The 15329-nt window shown below is 48.5% G+C and carries 13 protein-coding genes; 11 read left to right on the top strand and 2 right to left on the bottom strand.

From position 1 onward, the window contains the following. Positions 1-78 precede the first annotated feature (78 nt). From C7120_RS05495 to C7120_RS05505, 3 genes are read left to right on the top strand one after another with little or no spacing between them, the layout of a single operon-like run. Positions 79-441 (top strand): BlaI/MecI/CopY family transcriptional regulator, encoded by a 363-nt coding sequence (locus C7120_RS05495; protein WP_107620697.1) that lies wholly within the window; start codon positions 79-81, stop codon positions 439-441. A gap of 1 nt (position 442) precedes the next feature. Further along, positions 443-1705, top strand: a complete 1263-nt coding sequence (locus C7120_RS05500; protein WP_107620698.1) for a TonB family protein — start codon at positions 443-445, stop codon at positions 1703-1705. 17 nt (positions 1706-1722) lie between these two features. After that, complete coding sequence (locus C7120_RS05505) at positions 1723-2772, top strand: lipopolysaccharide assembly protein LapB (RefSeq protein ID WP_107620699.1); 1050 nt, start codon at positions 1723-1725, stop codon at positions 2770-2772. Between the two features lie 190 nt (positions 2773-2962). On the opposite strand, the gene C7120_RS05510 is transcribed toward C7120_RS05505, so the two are convergent. Further along, positions 2963-3421, bottom strand: a complete 459-nt coding sequence (locus C7120_RS05510) for an AraC family ligand binding domain-containing protein (protein ID WP_107620700.1) — start codon at positions 3419-3421, stop codon at positions 2963-2965. 42 nt (positions 3422-3463) lie between these two features. Here C7120_RS05510 and C7120_RS05515 point away from each other — a divergent pair, with 42 nt between their 5' ends. From C7120_RS05515 to C7120_RS05530, 3 genes are all read left to right on the top strand, one after another. Continuing rightward, positions 3464-4771: a hypothetical protein gene (locus tag C7120_RS05515; protein ID WP_107620701.1), complete on the top strand. Its 1308-nt coding sequence runs from the start codon at positions 3464-3466 to the stop codon at positions 4769-4771. Between the two features lie 324 nt (positions 4772-5095). Further along, positions 5096-5878 carry a porin family protein gene (locus C7120_RS05525; protein WP_107620702.1) on the top strand — a complete coding sequence of 261 codons (783 nt, stop codon included), beginning with the start codon at positions 5096-5098 and terminating at the stop codon, positions 5876-5878. Positions 5879-5987: 109 nt separating this feature from the next. Continuing rightward, on the top strand, positions 5988-8066 hold the full coding sequence (locus tag C7120_RS05530) for an LTA synthase family protein (protein ID WP_107620703.1): 2079 nt from the start codon (positions 5988-5990) through the stop codon (positions 8064-8066). A 345-nt stretch (positions 8067-8411) separates the two neighbouring features. Here the strand turns inward: C7120_RS05530 and C7120_RS05535 are convergent, their stop codons facing one another. Next, positions 8412-9077, bottom strand: coding sequence for an MgtC/SapB family protein (locus C7120_RS05535; protein WP_107620704.1), 666 nt, complete (start codon positions 9075-9077; stop codon positions 8412-8414). 116 nt (positions 9078-9193) lie between these two features. Between C7120_RS05535 and pncB the strand changes: the two genes are divergently transcribed. From pncB to C7120_RS05560, 5 genes are all read left to right on the top strand, one after another. Next, the gene (pncB, locus tag C7120_RS05540) at positions 9194-10402 is read left to right on the top strand and encodes a nicotinate phosphoribosyltransferase (protein WP_107620705.1); all 1209 of its coding nucleotides are present in this window, start codon (positions 9194-9196) and stop codon (positions 10400-10402) included. Between the two features lie 455 nt (positions 10403-10857). Then, the gene (locus tag C7120_RS05545) at positions 10858-11505 is read left to right on the top strand and encodes a DUF47 domain-containing protein (protein WP_107620706.1); all 648 of its coding nucleotides are present in this window, start codon (positions 10858-10860) and stop codon (positions 11503-11505) included. Positions 11506-11509: 4 nt separating this feature from the next. Beyond that, entirely contained in the window at positions 11510-13069 is a 1560-nt protein-coding gene (locus tag C7120_RS05550) for a LuxR C-terminal-related transcriptional regulator (RefSeq protein WP_107620707.1), read from the top strand. A gap of 29 nt (positions 13070-13098) precedes the next feature. Continuing rightward, the gene (locus C7120_RS05555) at positions 13099-14457 is read left to right on the top strand and encodes an OprO/OprP family phosphate-selective porin (RefSeq protein ID WP_107620708.1); all 1359 of its coding nucleotides are present in this window, start codon (positions 13099-13101) and stop codon (positions 14455-14457) included. A gap of 26 nt (positions 14458-14483) precedes the next feature. Beyond that, positions 14484-15317: a lamin tail domain-containing protein gene (locus tag C7120_RS05560; protein WP_107620709.1), complete on the top strand. Its 834-nt coding sequence runs from the start codon at positions 14484-14486 to the stop codon at positions 15315-15317. Positions 15318-15329: the final 12 nt, after the last annotated feature.

Consider the following 15329-nt stretch of genomic DNA (forward strand, 5'->3'; position numbering starts at 1 on the left):
TTAATATATTTTAACGCCCTATCCATGTCTTGTCTACGAAAATTTCGTAGATTTGCGTTCGAGAAAAGATCATGAGACATGGAAAGACTTACCGCTCAAGAAGAGGAGATCATGCAGCTCGTGTGGACGCTGGGACCGTGTACCGTGCGCGAAATCGTCGACAGGATGGCTCGGCCTAAGCCCCCCTATACCACCGTGGCATCGGTGGTGGGCAACCTCAAGGGCAAGGGTTATGTGGCGCAGAGTCGCAAGGGCAATACCTATTTATATAGTCCCGCCATTGCGGAGAACGAGTATAAGAGCAAGTTCATGAGCGGATTCGTGCGCGACTACTTCCGGAATTCGTTCAAGGAGATGGTCTCCTTCTTTGCGAAGGACGAGAAGCTGTCTCCACAGGACTTGCAGGATATCATCACCGAGATAGAGAAGGGAGGAAAATAAGATGGCAGTCTATCTTTTGAAAGTCAATGTCCTGCTGATGCTGTTCTATGGCTTTTATCGGCTGATGCTGGGTCGTGATACCTTTTTCTCGTGGCGGCGCGGCGCGCTTCTTGCCGTCTACGGGCTTTCGGCAGGGCTTCCCTTGGTGGACCTGAGCGGATGGATGCAGCAGCAGGAGGCCCTTGCCGCCCTTGCCGATGGATACACCCATGTATTCCTGCCGGCCGTAACCGTCTCTCCCAAGGCTGCTGCGGCGCTGTCGGCGAGCCATGTGCTGTCCGGTCTCTGGGTGGCAGGCGTGGTGCTTCTGACGGTCAGGTTTCTCATCGGGCTCGGTTCCATCCTGCGTCTGGCGCATACATGTCCGGCGGCGGAGGTGGACGGCGTGCGCATCAAGGAGCTGCGCCATTCGGAAAGTCCGTTTTCCTTCTTCCGGTGGATATTCGTGAATCCCCAGGCGCAGGATGCCGACTCGTTGGCCGAGATCTTGATTCACGAGCAGACGCATGTCAGCCAGTGGCACTCCGTGGACATTATTCTCGGCGAGCTCTTCACGATGTTCTGTTTCTTCAATCCCTTTACCTGGCTTCTGCGCAGGGAGGTGCGCGTCAATCTGGAATACCTTGCCGACGAGCGGGTGATCAGCGAGGGCAGGGAAATCAAGTCTTATCAGTATCATCTCTTAGGACTGGCCTATCATAAGCATGTAGCTACACTATCCAATAACTTTAATGTTTTACCGATTAAAAAACGAATCAAAATGATGAACAAGAAGCGTTCCAAGGAATATGGCAAGTGGAAATACCTGCTGTTTGTGCCGGTGGCAGCCGTGCTGCTGATAGCGTGTAATCTGAACAAGAAATCCCAGAAATCTGCGGAGCAGACAGACTCTATGGCGGCGGTTGTAGTTGCGGATTCCGCGGATTCCGGTATGACGGCTTCCAAGGGGAAAGTCTTTGATGTAGCGGAACAGATGCCCCGATTCCCGGGCGGCAACGGGGAACTTATGTCCTACCTAAGTCGGAGTCTCCGGTATCCCGCGGCCGCACAGAAGAAAAAGATTGAGGGCCGGGTCGTGGTGTCGTTTGTCGTCGGGCTTGACGGTTCTGTCAGCGATGTGAAAGTCGTGCGTCCCGTAGACCCGTTGCTTGATCGGGAGGCCGTGCGCGTGGTAGAGCGTATGCCCAAGTGGCAGCCTGGTAAGCAGGATGGGAAACCCGTCAGGGTGAGGTATAACATCCCGGTATCGTTTAAACTTCAGTAGGGCTATATGGTGTGATCATGAATCAGTTCCCGATTTTCTTTTTCTGGTTCGTCTGCCTGCCCGTGTGGGCAGATGGGCAAAACCTGGTGCAGAAAGGTGATAGCTGCATGGAGGCCTATGATACCTTCCATGCCCTGCAGTTCTATGAGGCCGCTTTCAGGGCGGATGGCAGCGTGGTCAACCGCCATAGGCTGGCTCATTGCTATTACAGGAGGCAGGCTTTTGCCAAGTGCATCGACCTGCTGAAACCCTTGGAGGATGATTCCGTGTCGCACCAGGGCTTGCGTGAGCTTTTCTACAGCTATCGTTTCTTGGACAATTCGGCGGCCCAGATCTATTGGGGAAACCAGCTCCTGAAGCGCTATCCGATGGACTCGGAGATGGTGGCGGAGATGGCGAGGACCTATAACCAGGCTATGCAGCCCCACAAGGCGTTTGCCCTGACGGCGAGATACGGGCTGAAAGACAGCAGCGACATCGCCGTAAACCGCCAAATGGGCGATGCCTGTTTCCTGAATAAGCAATATCAGCTGGCGGCTGAGATTTACTCCCGACTTGTGGGCTTGGGCGACAGCACTTACTCGGTGTGCTATTCGCTGGGCATCTGTTACCAGCAATTGAAGCGTCCGGACCAGGCCCTGCCATGGCTGAAGCGGGCTGTTGCCGTCAGCGATTCCACCAAGGCCGGTGCCTTATACTATCTTGGGTATGTGGCCAACGACCTGAAACAGCCGGAGGAGGCTCTCCGCTGCTTCAAGAAGGCTTACGGACTGCTGGAACCCGAGCCGTCGCAGATGTTCAATGTCGTGCGCGGACAAGCGGAGAGCTATTTCCAACTGGGCCGCTACAAGGATGCTTCCGATGCCTTCAAGGATGCGCTGAAATACGATGCGGGTTCCATCACCTCCTATTATTATCTGGCTTATTGCTATCAGCAGATGGACGACAGGGAGAACGCCGTCGTCAATTACAACATCTTCATGAGCATGGCCAGGGTGATAGAGAGGAAGACCGATGACCTGAAAGAGCTCATGGGGTATGCCCAGAGCTATCTTTCTCGGAAGTGAGAAGGGTGAAGGGAGAGCCTTCGATTGAAGTGAACCCCGAAAGTTTTTCAGTCTAACTTTCGGGGTTCACTTCAAATCCGTGTCCTGTTTTTGGCAGAAGGCTTTGTGAACAAACAACAATACGGCAGGCATAACCTGATGCAATGAATGGTTTTGCTAAGTGTGAGTGGTGTTGCGACATACTGAATTTTCAATAAAATAGTACAAGTAAAAGATAAGCAGTAAATTTGTTTTCTGTCTCCAATATTGCTAACTTTGCCCCTATAAACATAAATCTATGAAGTTCCAGATATGGGAAGAGTGCGAAATCCAACGGCGTGAAGCCCGACATATATATTGTCCAAGGGTCGTGTTCCGACGCCCCGAACGACAAAGGGGTGCCTGGAGGCAGAATGATGAACTGGTTAGCGCGTATCATATAGCGCTGCCCGATAATCTCGCACCACCCCTCGCCATCGGTGCAGTATATGAGCATGGCATAGTCTACTCCCTGCGGTTTCTGCACGAAGTGGTACTTCACACGGGGGAAGAAACCTATCTTGCGCAGATAGAGTTGCCCGATTATCGGATCCTTGGCATATTCGGCAAGCTTCGTGTCGGAGAGGGATATGAGTCGCTGGCTCTTGAAGCCTTCCTTTATTCTTATCATAGCTGCAAAATTAATATGAAACAATAAAATAAACGAAACAACATGAAAAAAAACTTCTTAAGCTTATTGGCAGCTGGCATCATGCTCTTTGCATCTGTCCAAACTGGAACTGCCGACAACTCTGCCGACAACCGACAGCTTGCCGAGACAATCCTTAACGACAAGTCGTTTGACGAAGTGGTGGTACTCGCACAGAAACTACTCTCTAAGGGATTCAACGCCGGAAGCGGATATTCTCAGGTGTGGTGTCGAGACATGAATACCTTCATAGAGGCTGCCCTCGATGTGGTGCCGCACAAGGATGTGCGCGAGGCGCTGTTGCTGTTCTTTGCACTGCAGCAGCCCAATGGTGAGACCATAGACGGATATGTAACGAAAGACCAGTTCAATTGGGGGGACGACCATGCCTACTACTCCGGTCTTGCGCCCAATCATGTGGCGTTTAAGAATACCGTCGAGACTGACCAGGAGACATCTACCATTCAAGCTCTCGCCAAGTATATCCGAAAGACGGGCGACCGTCAGATTCTTCAGCAGAAGGTGGGCGACCGCACCGTCACCGAGCGCATACACGACATGATAAGCTTCCTCTTGAAAGAGAAGTACAGCGGGAAGTACGGACTCATCTACGGAGCCACGACTGCTGATTGGGGCGATGTGCAACCACACAGCGACGATGTGGTGGACATCAATAAGGACACTCGTTTCGCCATAGATGTCTACGACAATGCCATGCTCATCATCGCCCTCGATGACATGAGGGAGATGGGCATCGCCACAAAGGACGACATGAAACTCAGACGGAGCATCGCAAAGAATGTACGCAAGTATCTTTGGGACAAGAAACGCCAGAAAATACGCCCTCACATGTATCTCGGAGAATCGCCAATTCCCGCCGATTTCAATGAGGAAGAGGTCTACTATCACGGCGGTACGGCGATAGCCATTGAGGCTGGGCTTCTCTCAAAGAGGGAGATCGCCACTGTCAACCGGACTATGTTGCGCAATGTTAAGGCTTCAGGTATGCCGAGTATCGGTCTGACCATATATCCTGTCTATCCGAAGGGGTTTTTCCATGGCGGCATGGCTGACGCATATGTCTATCAGAACGGCGGCGACTGGACATGGTTCGGTGGACGGATGATACAGCAACTCATCCGTAACGGCTATGTAAGGGAGGCTTACGACGAGGTGCGCCCGATGATCGACCGCGTTGTCAAGAACCAAGATTTCTACGAGTGGTATGGTCCGGGCAATAAACCCAGCGGTTCGGGAGCGTTCAAAGGTTTGGCCGGTGTACTTGTGAAGGCAATTGAAATGTTCAGGGAATGGAGTAAAAATAAGCGATAAAGACGCTTTGCTTCCAGCATGACGCCAATCGGTTTAGAATGTTACGATAAAGTTGTGCCGTTTATCTTCATAGTGGTAGGAGATATCCCAATGGTGGGAGTCGCAAATCGATCTCACAATGGCGAGCCCCAAGCCATTGCCTTTTTGAGTCTCTTCTCGGACTTGATGCTCTGTCAAGCGTTCTTGGCGATAAAAGGCTGATAAAAACCAAAACTTTAGTTTTGTGCCCAAAAGCGAAACCATTATAAAACAAAGTATGGAAAATTCTTGATTATATGACCGAAAAACTATAATTTTGTACGGATTTTAATAAAACAACTTCTTATGAAAAAGCTTGTATTAACGCTGATGTTGTTTTGCGGTCTTGCAGCTTGGGCGCAGCAGAAGCCCCGAACCTGGTCGATAACGCCTAAAATCGGGCTGAATATTTCCAGTCCGACCAATCATCCTCCCTTCTACATAGGCACTGTGATAAAAGAAATCATATCAGACGGCGGAACGATACACCAAGCTGGTTTTTCCATGAATCGTTACACGATGACAACGGCAACCGCCATCAAGTCGGGTTGGGCCGGTGGCGTGGAAGTGCAGTACCAATTCAATTCGAGATTAGGCATATCATTGGGCGCTTACTATAGTCAGCAGGGCGTGAGATACGACAACATAGCTCTTGGCGATGTGCCCTTGCCGGATGGCCAGGAGCCTATCAAGCTGGGCATAGCCAAGCAAATGAACGCAAAGACAGACTATATCACCATGTCAATTCTGCTCAACTGCTATGTGTACAAGGGCCTGGCACTAAAGGTTGGCTTGCAACCGGCCTACAATGTGGTGGCAGAGGCCCGGGCTGATTTGGACGCGGAAGTGAGAGAAGGCTATTGGATAAAAATGCAGGCAGGCATGGCAGAGGTTCATAAGTTGGATGTAACCGTCCCTGTGGGTCTCTCTTATGATTTTCCGAACGGTTTGGTGGTCGACCTGCGCTATCATACGGGTATTGGCAACCTGTACTCCTCGGGATGGGAAGGATTAGGAGCGCGTGAAAATAAGCCCAAGAGCCGTACGAGCATGTTCCAACTGACCGTGGGTTATAAATTCGAGCTGTGAGCGTTTGCGCGTCCTTGCCCCCTTTCGCTCCTCATTGAAACCTCCTTATTAGGTAGACAAAAAGAACATTTTATAATCAAAGCGCTGTTTTTTACAGCCGATCAAATAAATGGATATGAAAAAGAAAAAACAAACTGAGTTCCGCAACCCGCTTTATCTTATTGAATGTAGATTTCTGAAACTCTACTTGGTATTAGGATTTTTACTCCGTATAGTGCTGATGCTGGCATCGCCGGCCGATGCCTCGTTCACGATGGGTGAAACCATACGATTGCTGGGTGTGGGAATCTTGTCTGATTTCGGTATGGGTATCCTGCTTCTCATTCCTCTTCAGATTTTCTATCTGGGGCTGAATGAGTGGAAGTACAATCGTGTTGCCGGCTGGGTAATCGAAGTCCTGATCGCTTCCGCCCTAATTTATGTATGCTGTTTCCATTCCATCTTTGACGAATATGGCGGTGGCGCGCCGAAGATTGCCAAGATATTCATAGGCTGGAAGCTCCTGAGTTTCACGCTGCGCTTTCTCATTCCCAAGATAAGAGAGGCATGGCGACGCGTCACGCTCTATACTACCTGGGGTGTTTACGTATTCCTTTTCCTTTGTGTTACAGCGGGTGAAATCATCTTCTGGCAAGAGTTTGGCGTTCGATACAACTTTATAGCCGTGGATTATCTGGTCTATACGCATGAGGTTATCGGCAATATCATGGAGTCCTATTCCATCGTTCCACTTCTCTTGTTGATCGTCATACTCACGGTAAGCATTATCCTATGGGACTCTCGCAAGCGAAGATTCAGACTTACAGGCCTCTATACGCCCCGACTGCTGGCTGTCCACTTGGCTATTTATGCCGCTTTTGCCGTTTGCTCCTACTTCATCCTGTGGGGAACACATAGCATGCAGAGCAACAATCAGTATGTTACGCAGCTGGAGCAGAATGGGGCCTGCGACTTCGTCATCGCATTCCAAAGCAACAAGTTGGAGTATGATAAGTTCTACCCCATGCTGCCCAAACAGCAGGCTATCAGCATGTACCACAAGGAGGCAGAATTGAACGCGGATGGTAGCAAGACCATCGGAGACAGTATCACTACACGCCGCCCCAACATTGTCCTCATCACGGTGGAGAGTCTCAGTGCAGACTTTCTCACCCGTTACGGCAACAAGCAACAACTCACACCGGAGCTTGATCGGCTGATGCAGAAGGGTTTGGTATTCGATCGTCTTTATGCGGCCGGCAACCGCACCGTCCGTGGTCTGGAGGCCCTGTCTCTCTGCGTACCGCCCAGTGCCGGCGAGAGTATCATCAAGCGCAAGGCCAACCGCATGGGAAGTCTGTCGGTAGGAAGCGTTTTAGGCAAGCTGGGATACCGCTGCCAGTTCTTCTATGGTGGCGACAGCTACTTTGACAACATGGGCGACTTCTTCTCCCATAACGGTTATGAGGTGATCGACCGCAACGATATAGCAAGTAAGGACATCACCTTTGCCAACATTTGGGGCGTGTGCGATGAGGATATTTTCAAGAAGAGCTTGGAAACCTTCGACGCCAACACCCGAGACGGGAGCCCATTCTTTGCTCAAATCATGACTACGAGCAACCATCGCCCTTACACTTATCCTGCCGGACGCATCAAAGTGGAGGGAGATCCGAACACACGGGAAGCCGCCGTGAAATACACCGACTACGCCATCGGCAAATTCATCCGCGACGCGGCGCGCAAATCATGGTTCAACAACACCGTCTTCATTATCATTGCCGACCACTGCGCGTCCAGCGCGGGCAAGACTTCACTGCCGATAGACCGTTATCATATTCCCTGCATTGTCTACGCGCCGGCCATCGTGAAGTCACAGAAAGTGGAAAAGGTTTGTTCGCAGATAGATGTCATGCCGACCATCCTATCTCTGCTGCGCCTGAAAAGCCGTGTTCGGTTTACAGGACAGGACATTCTCTCTCCCACATTCCGTCCCCGTGCTTTCATGGCAACTTACCAAGACTTAGGTTATCTGGAAGGGAACCGGCTTACAGTGTTATCCCCTGTCCGTGTCGTTCGGCAGTATTCAGTTCGCCCGCTCGGCGACGGCACTTATGACGAGCAACCCGTCAGCCAGCTTGACAATCATCTTGTACGCAAGGCACAGGCTTACTATCAATACATAAACCTTTATCTGAAAGCAAGATAAAGGATATTATGTGTGAAAGAATGATTATCGGGCAATATAAAACATAATTTTCTGTAGATATTTGGGATTTTGACCACAAACATACTCTCTCCCAAGTATCTACAGATTTGGTTGATAAGTTTGCATCCATAGCCATTCAGGAGCAAAAATATGACCAAAGAAAACCAAAAGAGACGGAAAAGCCGGATATCGATTTGCCTCCGTGATATTGCCAGAGGGTTAGACATGATGTTCCCGAAGATGGTTTTTCCCCATCTCTCTCACATGTTTACTCTATCGTGCATTTGGGCGTGAAGCCCCAGAGGCTGCATTAGGAGTCCGGCCAGACAGAAGATGGCATGATTTTTATTCTATATTCTCAAAAGTTACTCCACTGAATTCTTTCATCAAGCTGAGAATCTGAGAGTGATAGATATTGCGGCGAGCCTTGATTTCCATGGAGGCATGGTAGGTGATTCCGGCGGAATCCTGTTGTTTCTGCATACTGTAGGAGTCGATTTCGATGCCTTTTTGCCGCATTTCGTCAAGAGTCTGGACAATGTCTTCACCGGTAGAGGCAGTAAATGATATGTTCAAGCTTCGGTATCCGAGTTTTTGGATACCGATATTGAATGCTTCCAAACAAATGAGTACCATGATGGTAGAGGCTGTGGCGAGTAAATAGAGCCCCGATCCGCAGGTCATGCCGATAGCGGCGGTTACCCAGAGCCCGGCTGCCGTGGTGAGTCCCCGTATTATATGTTTCTGTAGGATGATGGTCCCGGCACCGATAAAGCCGATGCCCGTTACCACCTGCGACGCGATGCGTGAAGGATCGAAGCTTGCCTGGTCGAGTTTGCTGAGCACAGCGTTGAATCCATACTGTGAGAGTATCATGAAGAGGGCACTGCCCAAGGCTACGAGAAAGTGGGTCCTGATACCGGCTTCCTTTGCCCTGTATTCGCGTTCCAAGCCGATGACGCTACCCAGAAGAACGGCAATGAAGAGGCGGAGAATGAATTCTGTAGTCATATTTTATAGTTTTAATCCACGCAAAAATAAGAAATATAATTGTATTTGGGACACAACTCCTTGCTGTTTTTAAAAATTAATGTTATTTTTGCCAATAATATATCAAATTCAATAGGATGAAACAAATTATCAAGCATTTCACCGATGACGACCTCTATAAGTTCTCGATGTGCTGTGCAGTTATTGAGAACTATCCCCGTGCACAGGTTAAATATGAGTTTGTAGACCGGGATGACACCGTCTATCCAGCAGGTTTCGCCGATTTGCTCAATGAGCAGATAGGCTATCTTGAGCACTTGGAAATCACCGAGGAGGAGATTGCCTTTATGAAGCGTCGATGTGCCTATATCCCCCAATGGTTCTATCCTTACCTGAAGGGATTTCGTTATAAGCGCGAATGGCTCAAGGCCTGGCAGGACGAGGAGGGGCATCTGCATGTGGAGTTCGAGGGAAACTGGAGCGATACAATCCTTCTCGAAGTGAAGGTGCTGGCGATAATTTCAGAGCTTTACTATATTGTAACGGGGCAGACAGACAAGTTGGATTACGAGGCATATTATAAAAAGTCATACTGCAAGGCAGAGCGTTTGTTGGAGGCTGGTTGCGTATTTACCGACTTCGGCACGCGCCGCCGCGTTGCGCTTGAGGCCGAGTCAACCTGCGTCCGTGCCTTTAAAGACTGCTATCAGTCGAGGTCGTGGAAAGGTAAGTTCGTTGGCACGAGCAATGTCTATCTCGCTATGAAGTACGATCTGGTGCCGGTAGGGACCATGGCCCACGAGTTTATCTGTGCCATTGGCGGCATGTATGGGCCCCAAATGGCCAATCATATTGCCATGAACGCATGGCGTAATACTTTCCGTGGGGCGCTTGGGACTTATCTCTACGACAGCTTCGGATGGGATATCTTCAGCATGAACTTCTCCGAAGACTTTGCGAACCTCTTCAAGGGGCTAAGAATCGACAGTGGCGACAACCGTGAACAGCTTGAGAAAATAGCGGAGAAATACAGGTCGCTGGGTATCGATCCGCGCACCAAACAGGTGATTTTCAGTAATGCGCTCGATACCGATGGTGCCATCAAGATCCAAAGTTATGCCGAGGACTATTGCCAGCCGAGCTTCGGTATCGGTACTCACTTTACCAATGACTTTGAGGGATTGAAACCAATGAATATAGTCATCAAGCTTGTTGCGGTGAAGATTACCGAGCTTTGGCCTTTCTATAATGATACCTGTAAACTCAGCGAAGATAAAGGGAAGCATACGGGCAAGCCGGAAGTTGTGAAGCGCTTCATGGAGGCCGTGCATTTCGTTGAAAAGTAAAAGGCCGTTAGAAGCCCGCCTTTTAACCGTTAGAAGGAGAGCTTTTAGCCGTTAAAAGGAGAGTAAAAGGCCGTCTTCTGCAAAAGCATAGATATCCAGGCGTAACCGTCATGACGGTTACGCTTTTATTTAAATGTCTTTTTCCATGACGAGAGAATTGCCGTTTGTAGGGTTCAGCGATTCTCGTATAGAGTTGTTGAAGTCCGCGTAACTTTACAAAAAGGCATGTCCTTACAGTTGTTATAGCTACATCGCGCTATAAATAAATACTACATGCGCTGTCGCTTTTTGTGTTTCTGCCACTACATTATAGTTGGGAAATACTTAATAATCAGTGGTTTCATAAACAGAAAAACTCTACATTACTCAACGCAAACCTTTATTCGCTCAAAAATAAATTTTGATGTATACAGAATTATTTCTATATTTGCAACAGTACAAAAAGCGTTAGCCTAATGTTAGATTCTAAAAAAGTTAATAAGACAATCTCGGACCTTGATCATTATCTTGATCAGTTGGATGAGTGTGTGCTGGTCTTCAAGAGTGGGGTAAAAAACTATCTCGAGGGAAATCCGGAGTCATTCGCAGAGAATTTGAAGTTCATCACCTCCCTGAGAAACTCTACCGCGGAGCTTCGCCGTTCGATAGAAAATGATATATACACCCATGCGCTGATTCTTGATCATCGTGTGGATATTCTCCAGTTGTTGGAGCGACTTGACCAGATTGTCAGCATGTTGTATAAGTATCTCTATCAGTATGAGGTTGAGATTCCGTTCTTCCCATCCGAGCTTACAATCGATTTCCTGAAGCTGGTAGAAGTTTCGGCACTTTCTGTGGAAGGCCTGGATCAGGCGGCCAAGGATTATTTCAGGCGGCCAAAGTATGTAACGGAGAAGATACATCGCATTTATTATTTTGAAAAAGAGGTAAACCGGCTGGCTCAATCTATCAAGCATCATGTGTTCCATGATATGGATAGTTTTAAGTTGAGCCAGAAGATTCACATGCGTTACTTCACCCTTCATGTGGAAGAATTGGCCGAGGAGGCTGTGAAGACGGCCGATTTGCTCTCAGTCATGGTATTAAAACAGTCTCTCTGATAAAATGTGTATCCTGTCAATCATCCTATTTCTCCTTATCGGAGTATGGCTGGGCAGAAATGAGATTGCCTATAGCTTCGCAGATATCCATATCTTGGATATCCTGTCCGCAAAGCTGTTGGGTGGTATCTTGCTGTTTGCCATGGTGATTGGCGTGCTTTGGAGCCTACTGACAGACAACTCCCGTCCGGCTTTTGGGGCCGGCGAGAATTATATTCTGCTGGCTTCAATCGTCTTTACCGTATCCTCTTTGACGCTCGTTCGCTGCCACAGTTCCGTGATTACGGCCTTTGTGGGTGCCTGGATTGCTTTCTGCTATATGACAGGCGATACCGACTGGCTGGTATCCGTCTTGTCTCCTGCTCTCACATTGTTGGTGGCCCCCTTGCTGGTTTTGCTGGTTGCTTACGGATTTAGCCGTTGGTTTGCCGCCTTGCTGTTCAATCGTGATTGCCATCTGTTATTGCGCAACCTATATATAAAATATGTGGCGTTGGTTGGTTTGCTGATTTGCGGCATCCTGTTGATTTTCAACTATACGCTCTTTGCAGATCCTTTCTTCACTTCTTTAATAGAAAACGAGCGTCCACCTGCCGCCGTAATTATTGCAATTATTGTCCCGGCATGCCTTGGTTGTCTGATTCCTGTGGTGCAGGAATCGCGAAGAGAAACGAGAAATGGCAAGACGCACCATAACCTGCCATTTCTGTATGCGCTCTCCGTAGTGCTTTTGATTGGCAATGCTTTGCTGCCAGCCATCTCGGGGATGTTACCCGTCTTGGTTTCGGCCAACCAGTCGAAGGAACTTTGTTATCTGTATTTTGATTCGCCCAAGAGGTTTGTTCATTTGTGGAATGTCATTGCAATTACCATTCTTACACCGCTGTTGGCATTTATTGTTTGCCTCAGTCTTCTGATGATCGACCATCTTTTGCTGTCGTCCCTGATTCTTGTATTCCTGCTTCTGCTCTGCCTTTCTTATAGAATGGTTACCTGTCAGTATTCCAGAAACAAGCAGATGCGTCAGGCATTGAGTGTGGAAAGACTGCGTAAATCGGAGGCAGATGAGGAGATGAACCGTCTGGATGTGGTGGCTGTAACCTCTCAGTTTAATTCCATTTCGGCTGAGATAGACCTCAAACAGAAAGAGCTGATCAACCTTTCCCTCTATATCAAGCAGGAGTGGGAATATCTGGAGGGAATGTGCGATAGGTTGATGGAAATCTCAGAGATGCAGAATCTGGAAGACATACGGGAGAGCATGCGCACGCAAGTGCAGGAACTTAGGGAGAACATGAAGTTCAGCAGAGAGATGGATCACTTCTATGCGGATGTAGAGGAGATGCACAAGAACTTTGTGAGCAGGCTCCTCATGCGGTGCCCAAACCTTACAGAGCGCGAGCGAAGGTTGGCCATTCTCCTGAGATTGGGCCTGTCGAGCAAGGAAATTGCAGGTTTGGTGAATATAGAGACCAAGAGTATTGAGATCAACCGATACCGATTGAGAAAGAAACTCAGGCTCGACAGAAATGAGAACATAGTACAGTTCTTACAATTATTATAACCTAAATAGTGTATTAAAGTTTTAGATTTATGAGAAGGTTAACCATTTTATCTTTAGGGCTATTGCTGACCACTACTTCAGTCTGCGCCCAGGAAAACGATTCTGTACGCTATAATCAGTATGGCGTAGCGGTAGATCGTAAAGAGCTTCATACCGAAGCAAGGAACAATATCTTGGTTTTTGAATCAAAAAAACAAGATTACAAAGTCTGGTTCGACAACCGTGTACAGGTTGACGGAGCCACTTTCTTTGGCAAGAACAGCGATTATGATGCTATTGGTAATGGCGTTTCTTTGCGTCGTGTGCGTTTTGCCATGAAAGCTCAGATAACCAAAAATTGGTATGGTGAGGTGGATGTAGACTTCGCAGACGGAAAGTTTGAATTGAAGGATGCGCTCATCGAGTTTGACGGAATTAAGAATATGGCCTTCAAGGTCGGTAACTTCAAGGAGGACTTCTCTATGGAGGAGACCACCAGTTCCCGCTACCTCGCATTCATGGAGCGTCCATTGGTGACCAAGGTGTTTGCCCCTTCTCGTCATCTGGGTATTCAGGGAGAGTATTTGCGCGATCATTTCCGTGCGTCATTGGGTATGTTCTTCCAGACAATAGCAGGTGAAGAGGAGCTCACTTATGTGCAGGATCTCAACAAGAGCAAGGGCTATGATCAAGGCTATTCATTCACGGGAAAAGCTGGTTGGATGCCTTATACAGCTGATCGCTTCATGGGATTCTACCTTGGTGGAAAGGCTTCATACCGCACTCCTAAGACTGATGTGGAGGCAGCCGAATACGGTGGTGTAAGATACAGCACAAGAAATGCTACCTCTATTAACCGTAAGAAGTATCTGGATACAGATGTGATTCCGGGTGTAGACCATGAGTGGTATTATGGTGGAGAGACTGCTGGTTACTATGGTCCGGCTCGTTTTCAGGCTGAATGGATTGGCAGTCATGTGTCAACTATCAACACTCCTTACAATTTCAGCGGGTGGTATTTCCAGGCCGGGACAATGCTCTTTGGTGGCAAACAGCGTTTCAATGTCGCAGAAGGTGAGTTCACGCAGCCTTCTCGTGGTCGCAAGTGGGGGGATATTGAGTTGCTCCTGCGTTACGACTACCTGAATCTGAACAACAAGGATATTTACGGTGGTGCAGGTGAGAACTTCACCGTTGGCCTGAATTTCTATGTAAATAATAATGTGAAGTTTGCTCTCAACTATCAGTATTCTAATGATGACCGCTATGCAAATGGCAAGGGTAAGTTGCTCATCGGCCATGATGCGGCCGGCGTTCCTACTACTGATTACACCAAGGCGGTAGAAGCGAAGGGCAAGGGAGGCATAGACTATCACATGCTCGGTATTCGTTGTGAGATTGATTTCTAATTGCAAACTATTAAATATAATGGATTATGAAGACAATAAAATATTTATTGATGCTGGTGGCAGCGCTCCTCATGGCGAGTTGCGTGGAAGACAAGGTATATGAAGGACCATCAACAATTAAGTCGGTAGCTGTAAATCCTGAGGCTCCGACATCTTTTGACAATGTTACGGTAACGGCAAAAGTGGAAGGTTTGCAGGCACCTACAAAGGTTACTCTTGAATATACGACAGGTGCAAGTGCCCAGACAGTGGAGATGACAGGAAGCAATGGCACTTATACGGGTGTGATTCCTGCCCAGCCAGACGGGACGAAGGTAAGCTATAAGGTGACTGTTCTGAATGAGGCTGGCTATACCGCGGTAGCCGAAAAGGATTATACAGTTGGTGATAAGCCGTCTGATTATTCTCAACTGGTGCTCAATGAGCTCTATGGTGCGGCTGCTGAAGACGCAGGTAAGTTCATCGAGCTTTACAACAAGAGTGATGATCCTGTCAAGTTGAAGGGGGTAACTCTGAACAAGGACGAACAACTCACATGGACAGGCATCGAAGGTGAGATCGTCATGCCGCACAGTTGTTTCGCCATCGTAGGTGCTAAGGGCACTACGGAGCGCGGCTTCTCAAGTGGTTTCTCTGCGAAGAAGTCCGTTCTGGTAGAGTTGTTTGATCCTAATGGCAAGAAACTTGATGTCTTCCAGCGTGGCGAGAAAGGCACGGCATGGGGTGCTGCTTCTCTGGCCAGTGTGAAGGGGTCTTGGTCCCGTTGTCCAGACGGTACTGGTAAGTTTATGATTACAGATCCTACCTGTGGCGAGAAAAATCCGTCAACAGGGACAGCTGACGACACGGTAGTACAGTAATACAACAACTTT

Origin of the sequence: Prevotella sp. oral taxon 376, from assembly GCF_003043945.1 — a bacterium.
In the GTDB taxonomy this organism is placed as follows: domain Bacteria; phylum Bacteroidota; class Bacteroidia; order Bacteroidales; family Bacteroidaceae; genus Prevotella.

Bases quoted from the DNA above. Each gene is read 5' to 3' on its own strand.
- C7120_RS05535 (WP_107620704.1), bottom strand. From the start codon at position 9,077: ATGACTACAGAATTCATTCTCCGCCTCTTCATTGCCGTTCTTCTGGGT.
- C7120_RS05545 (WP_107620706.1), top strand. From the start codon at position 10,858: ATGTTAGATTCTAAAAAAGTTAATAAGACAATCTCGGACCTTGATCAT.
- pncB (WP_107620705.1), top strand. From the start codon at position 9,194: ATGAAACAAATTATCAAGCATTTCACCGATGACGACCTCTATAAGTTC.
- C7120_RS05550 (WP_107620707.1), top strand. From the start codon at position 11,510: ATGTGTATCCTGTCAATCATCCTATTTCTCCTTATCGGAGTATGGCTG.
- C7120_RS05495 (WP_107620697.1), top strand. From the start codon at position 79: ATGGAAAGACTTACCGCTCAAGAAGAGGAGATCATGCAGCTCGTGTGG.
- C7120_RS05560 (WP_107620709.1), top strand. From the start codon at position 14,484: ATGAAGACAATAAAATATTTATTGATGCTGGTGGCAGCGCTCCTCATG.
- C7120_RS05510 (WP_107620700.1), bottom strand. From the start codon at position 3,421: ATGATAAGAATAAAGGAAGGCTTCAAGAGCCAGCGACTCATATCCCTC.
- C7120_RS05530 (WP_107620703.1), top strand. From the start codon at position 5,988: ATGGATATGAAAAAGAAAAAACAAACTGAGTTCCGCAACCCGCTTTAT.
- C7120_RS05505 (WP_107620699.1), top strand. From the start codon at position 1,723: ATGAATCAGTTCCCGATTTTCTTTTTCTGGTTCGTCTGCCTGCCCGTG.
- C7120_RS05525 (WP_107620702.1), top strand. From the start codon at position 5,096: ATGAAAAAGCTTGTATTAACGCTGATGTTGTTTTGCGGTCTTGCAGCT.
- C7120_RS05515 (WP_107620701.1), top strand. From the start codon at position 3,464: ATGAAAAAAAACTTCTTAAGCTTATTGGCAGCTGGCATCATGCTCTTT.
- C7120_RS05500 (WP_107620698.1), top strand. From the start codon at position 443: ATGGCAGTCTATCTTTTGAAAGTCAATGTCCTGCTGATGCTGTTCTAT.
- C7120_RS05555 (WP_107620708.1), top strand. From the start codon at position 13,099: ATGAGAAGGTTAACCATTTTATCTTTAGGGCTATTGCTGACCACTACT.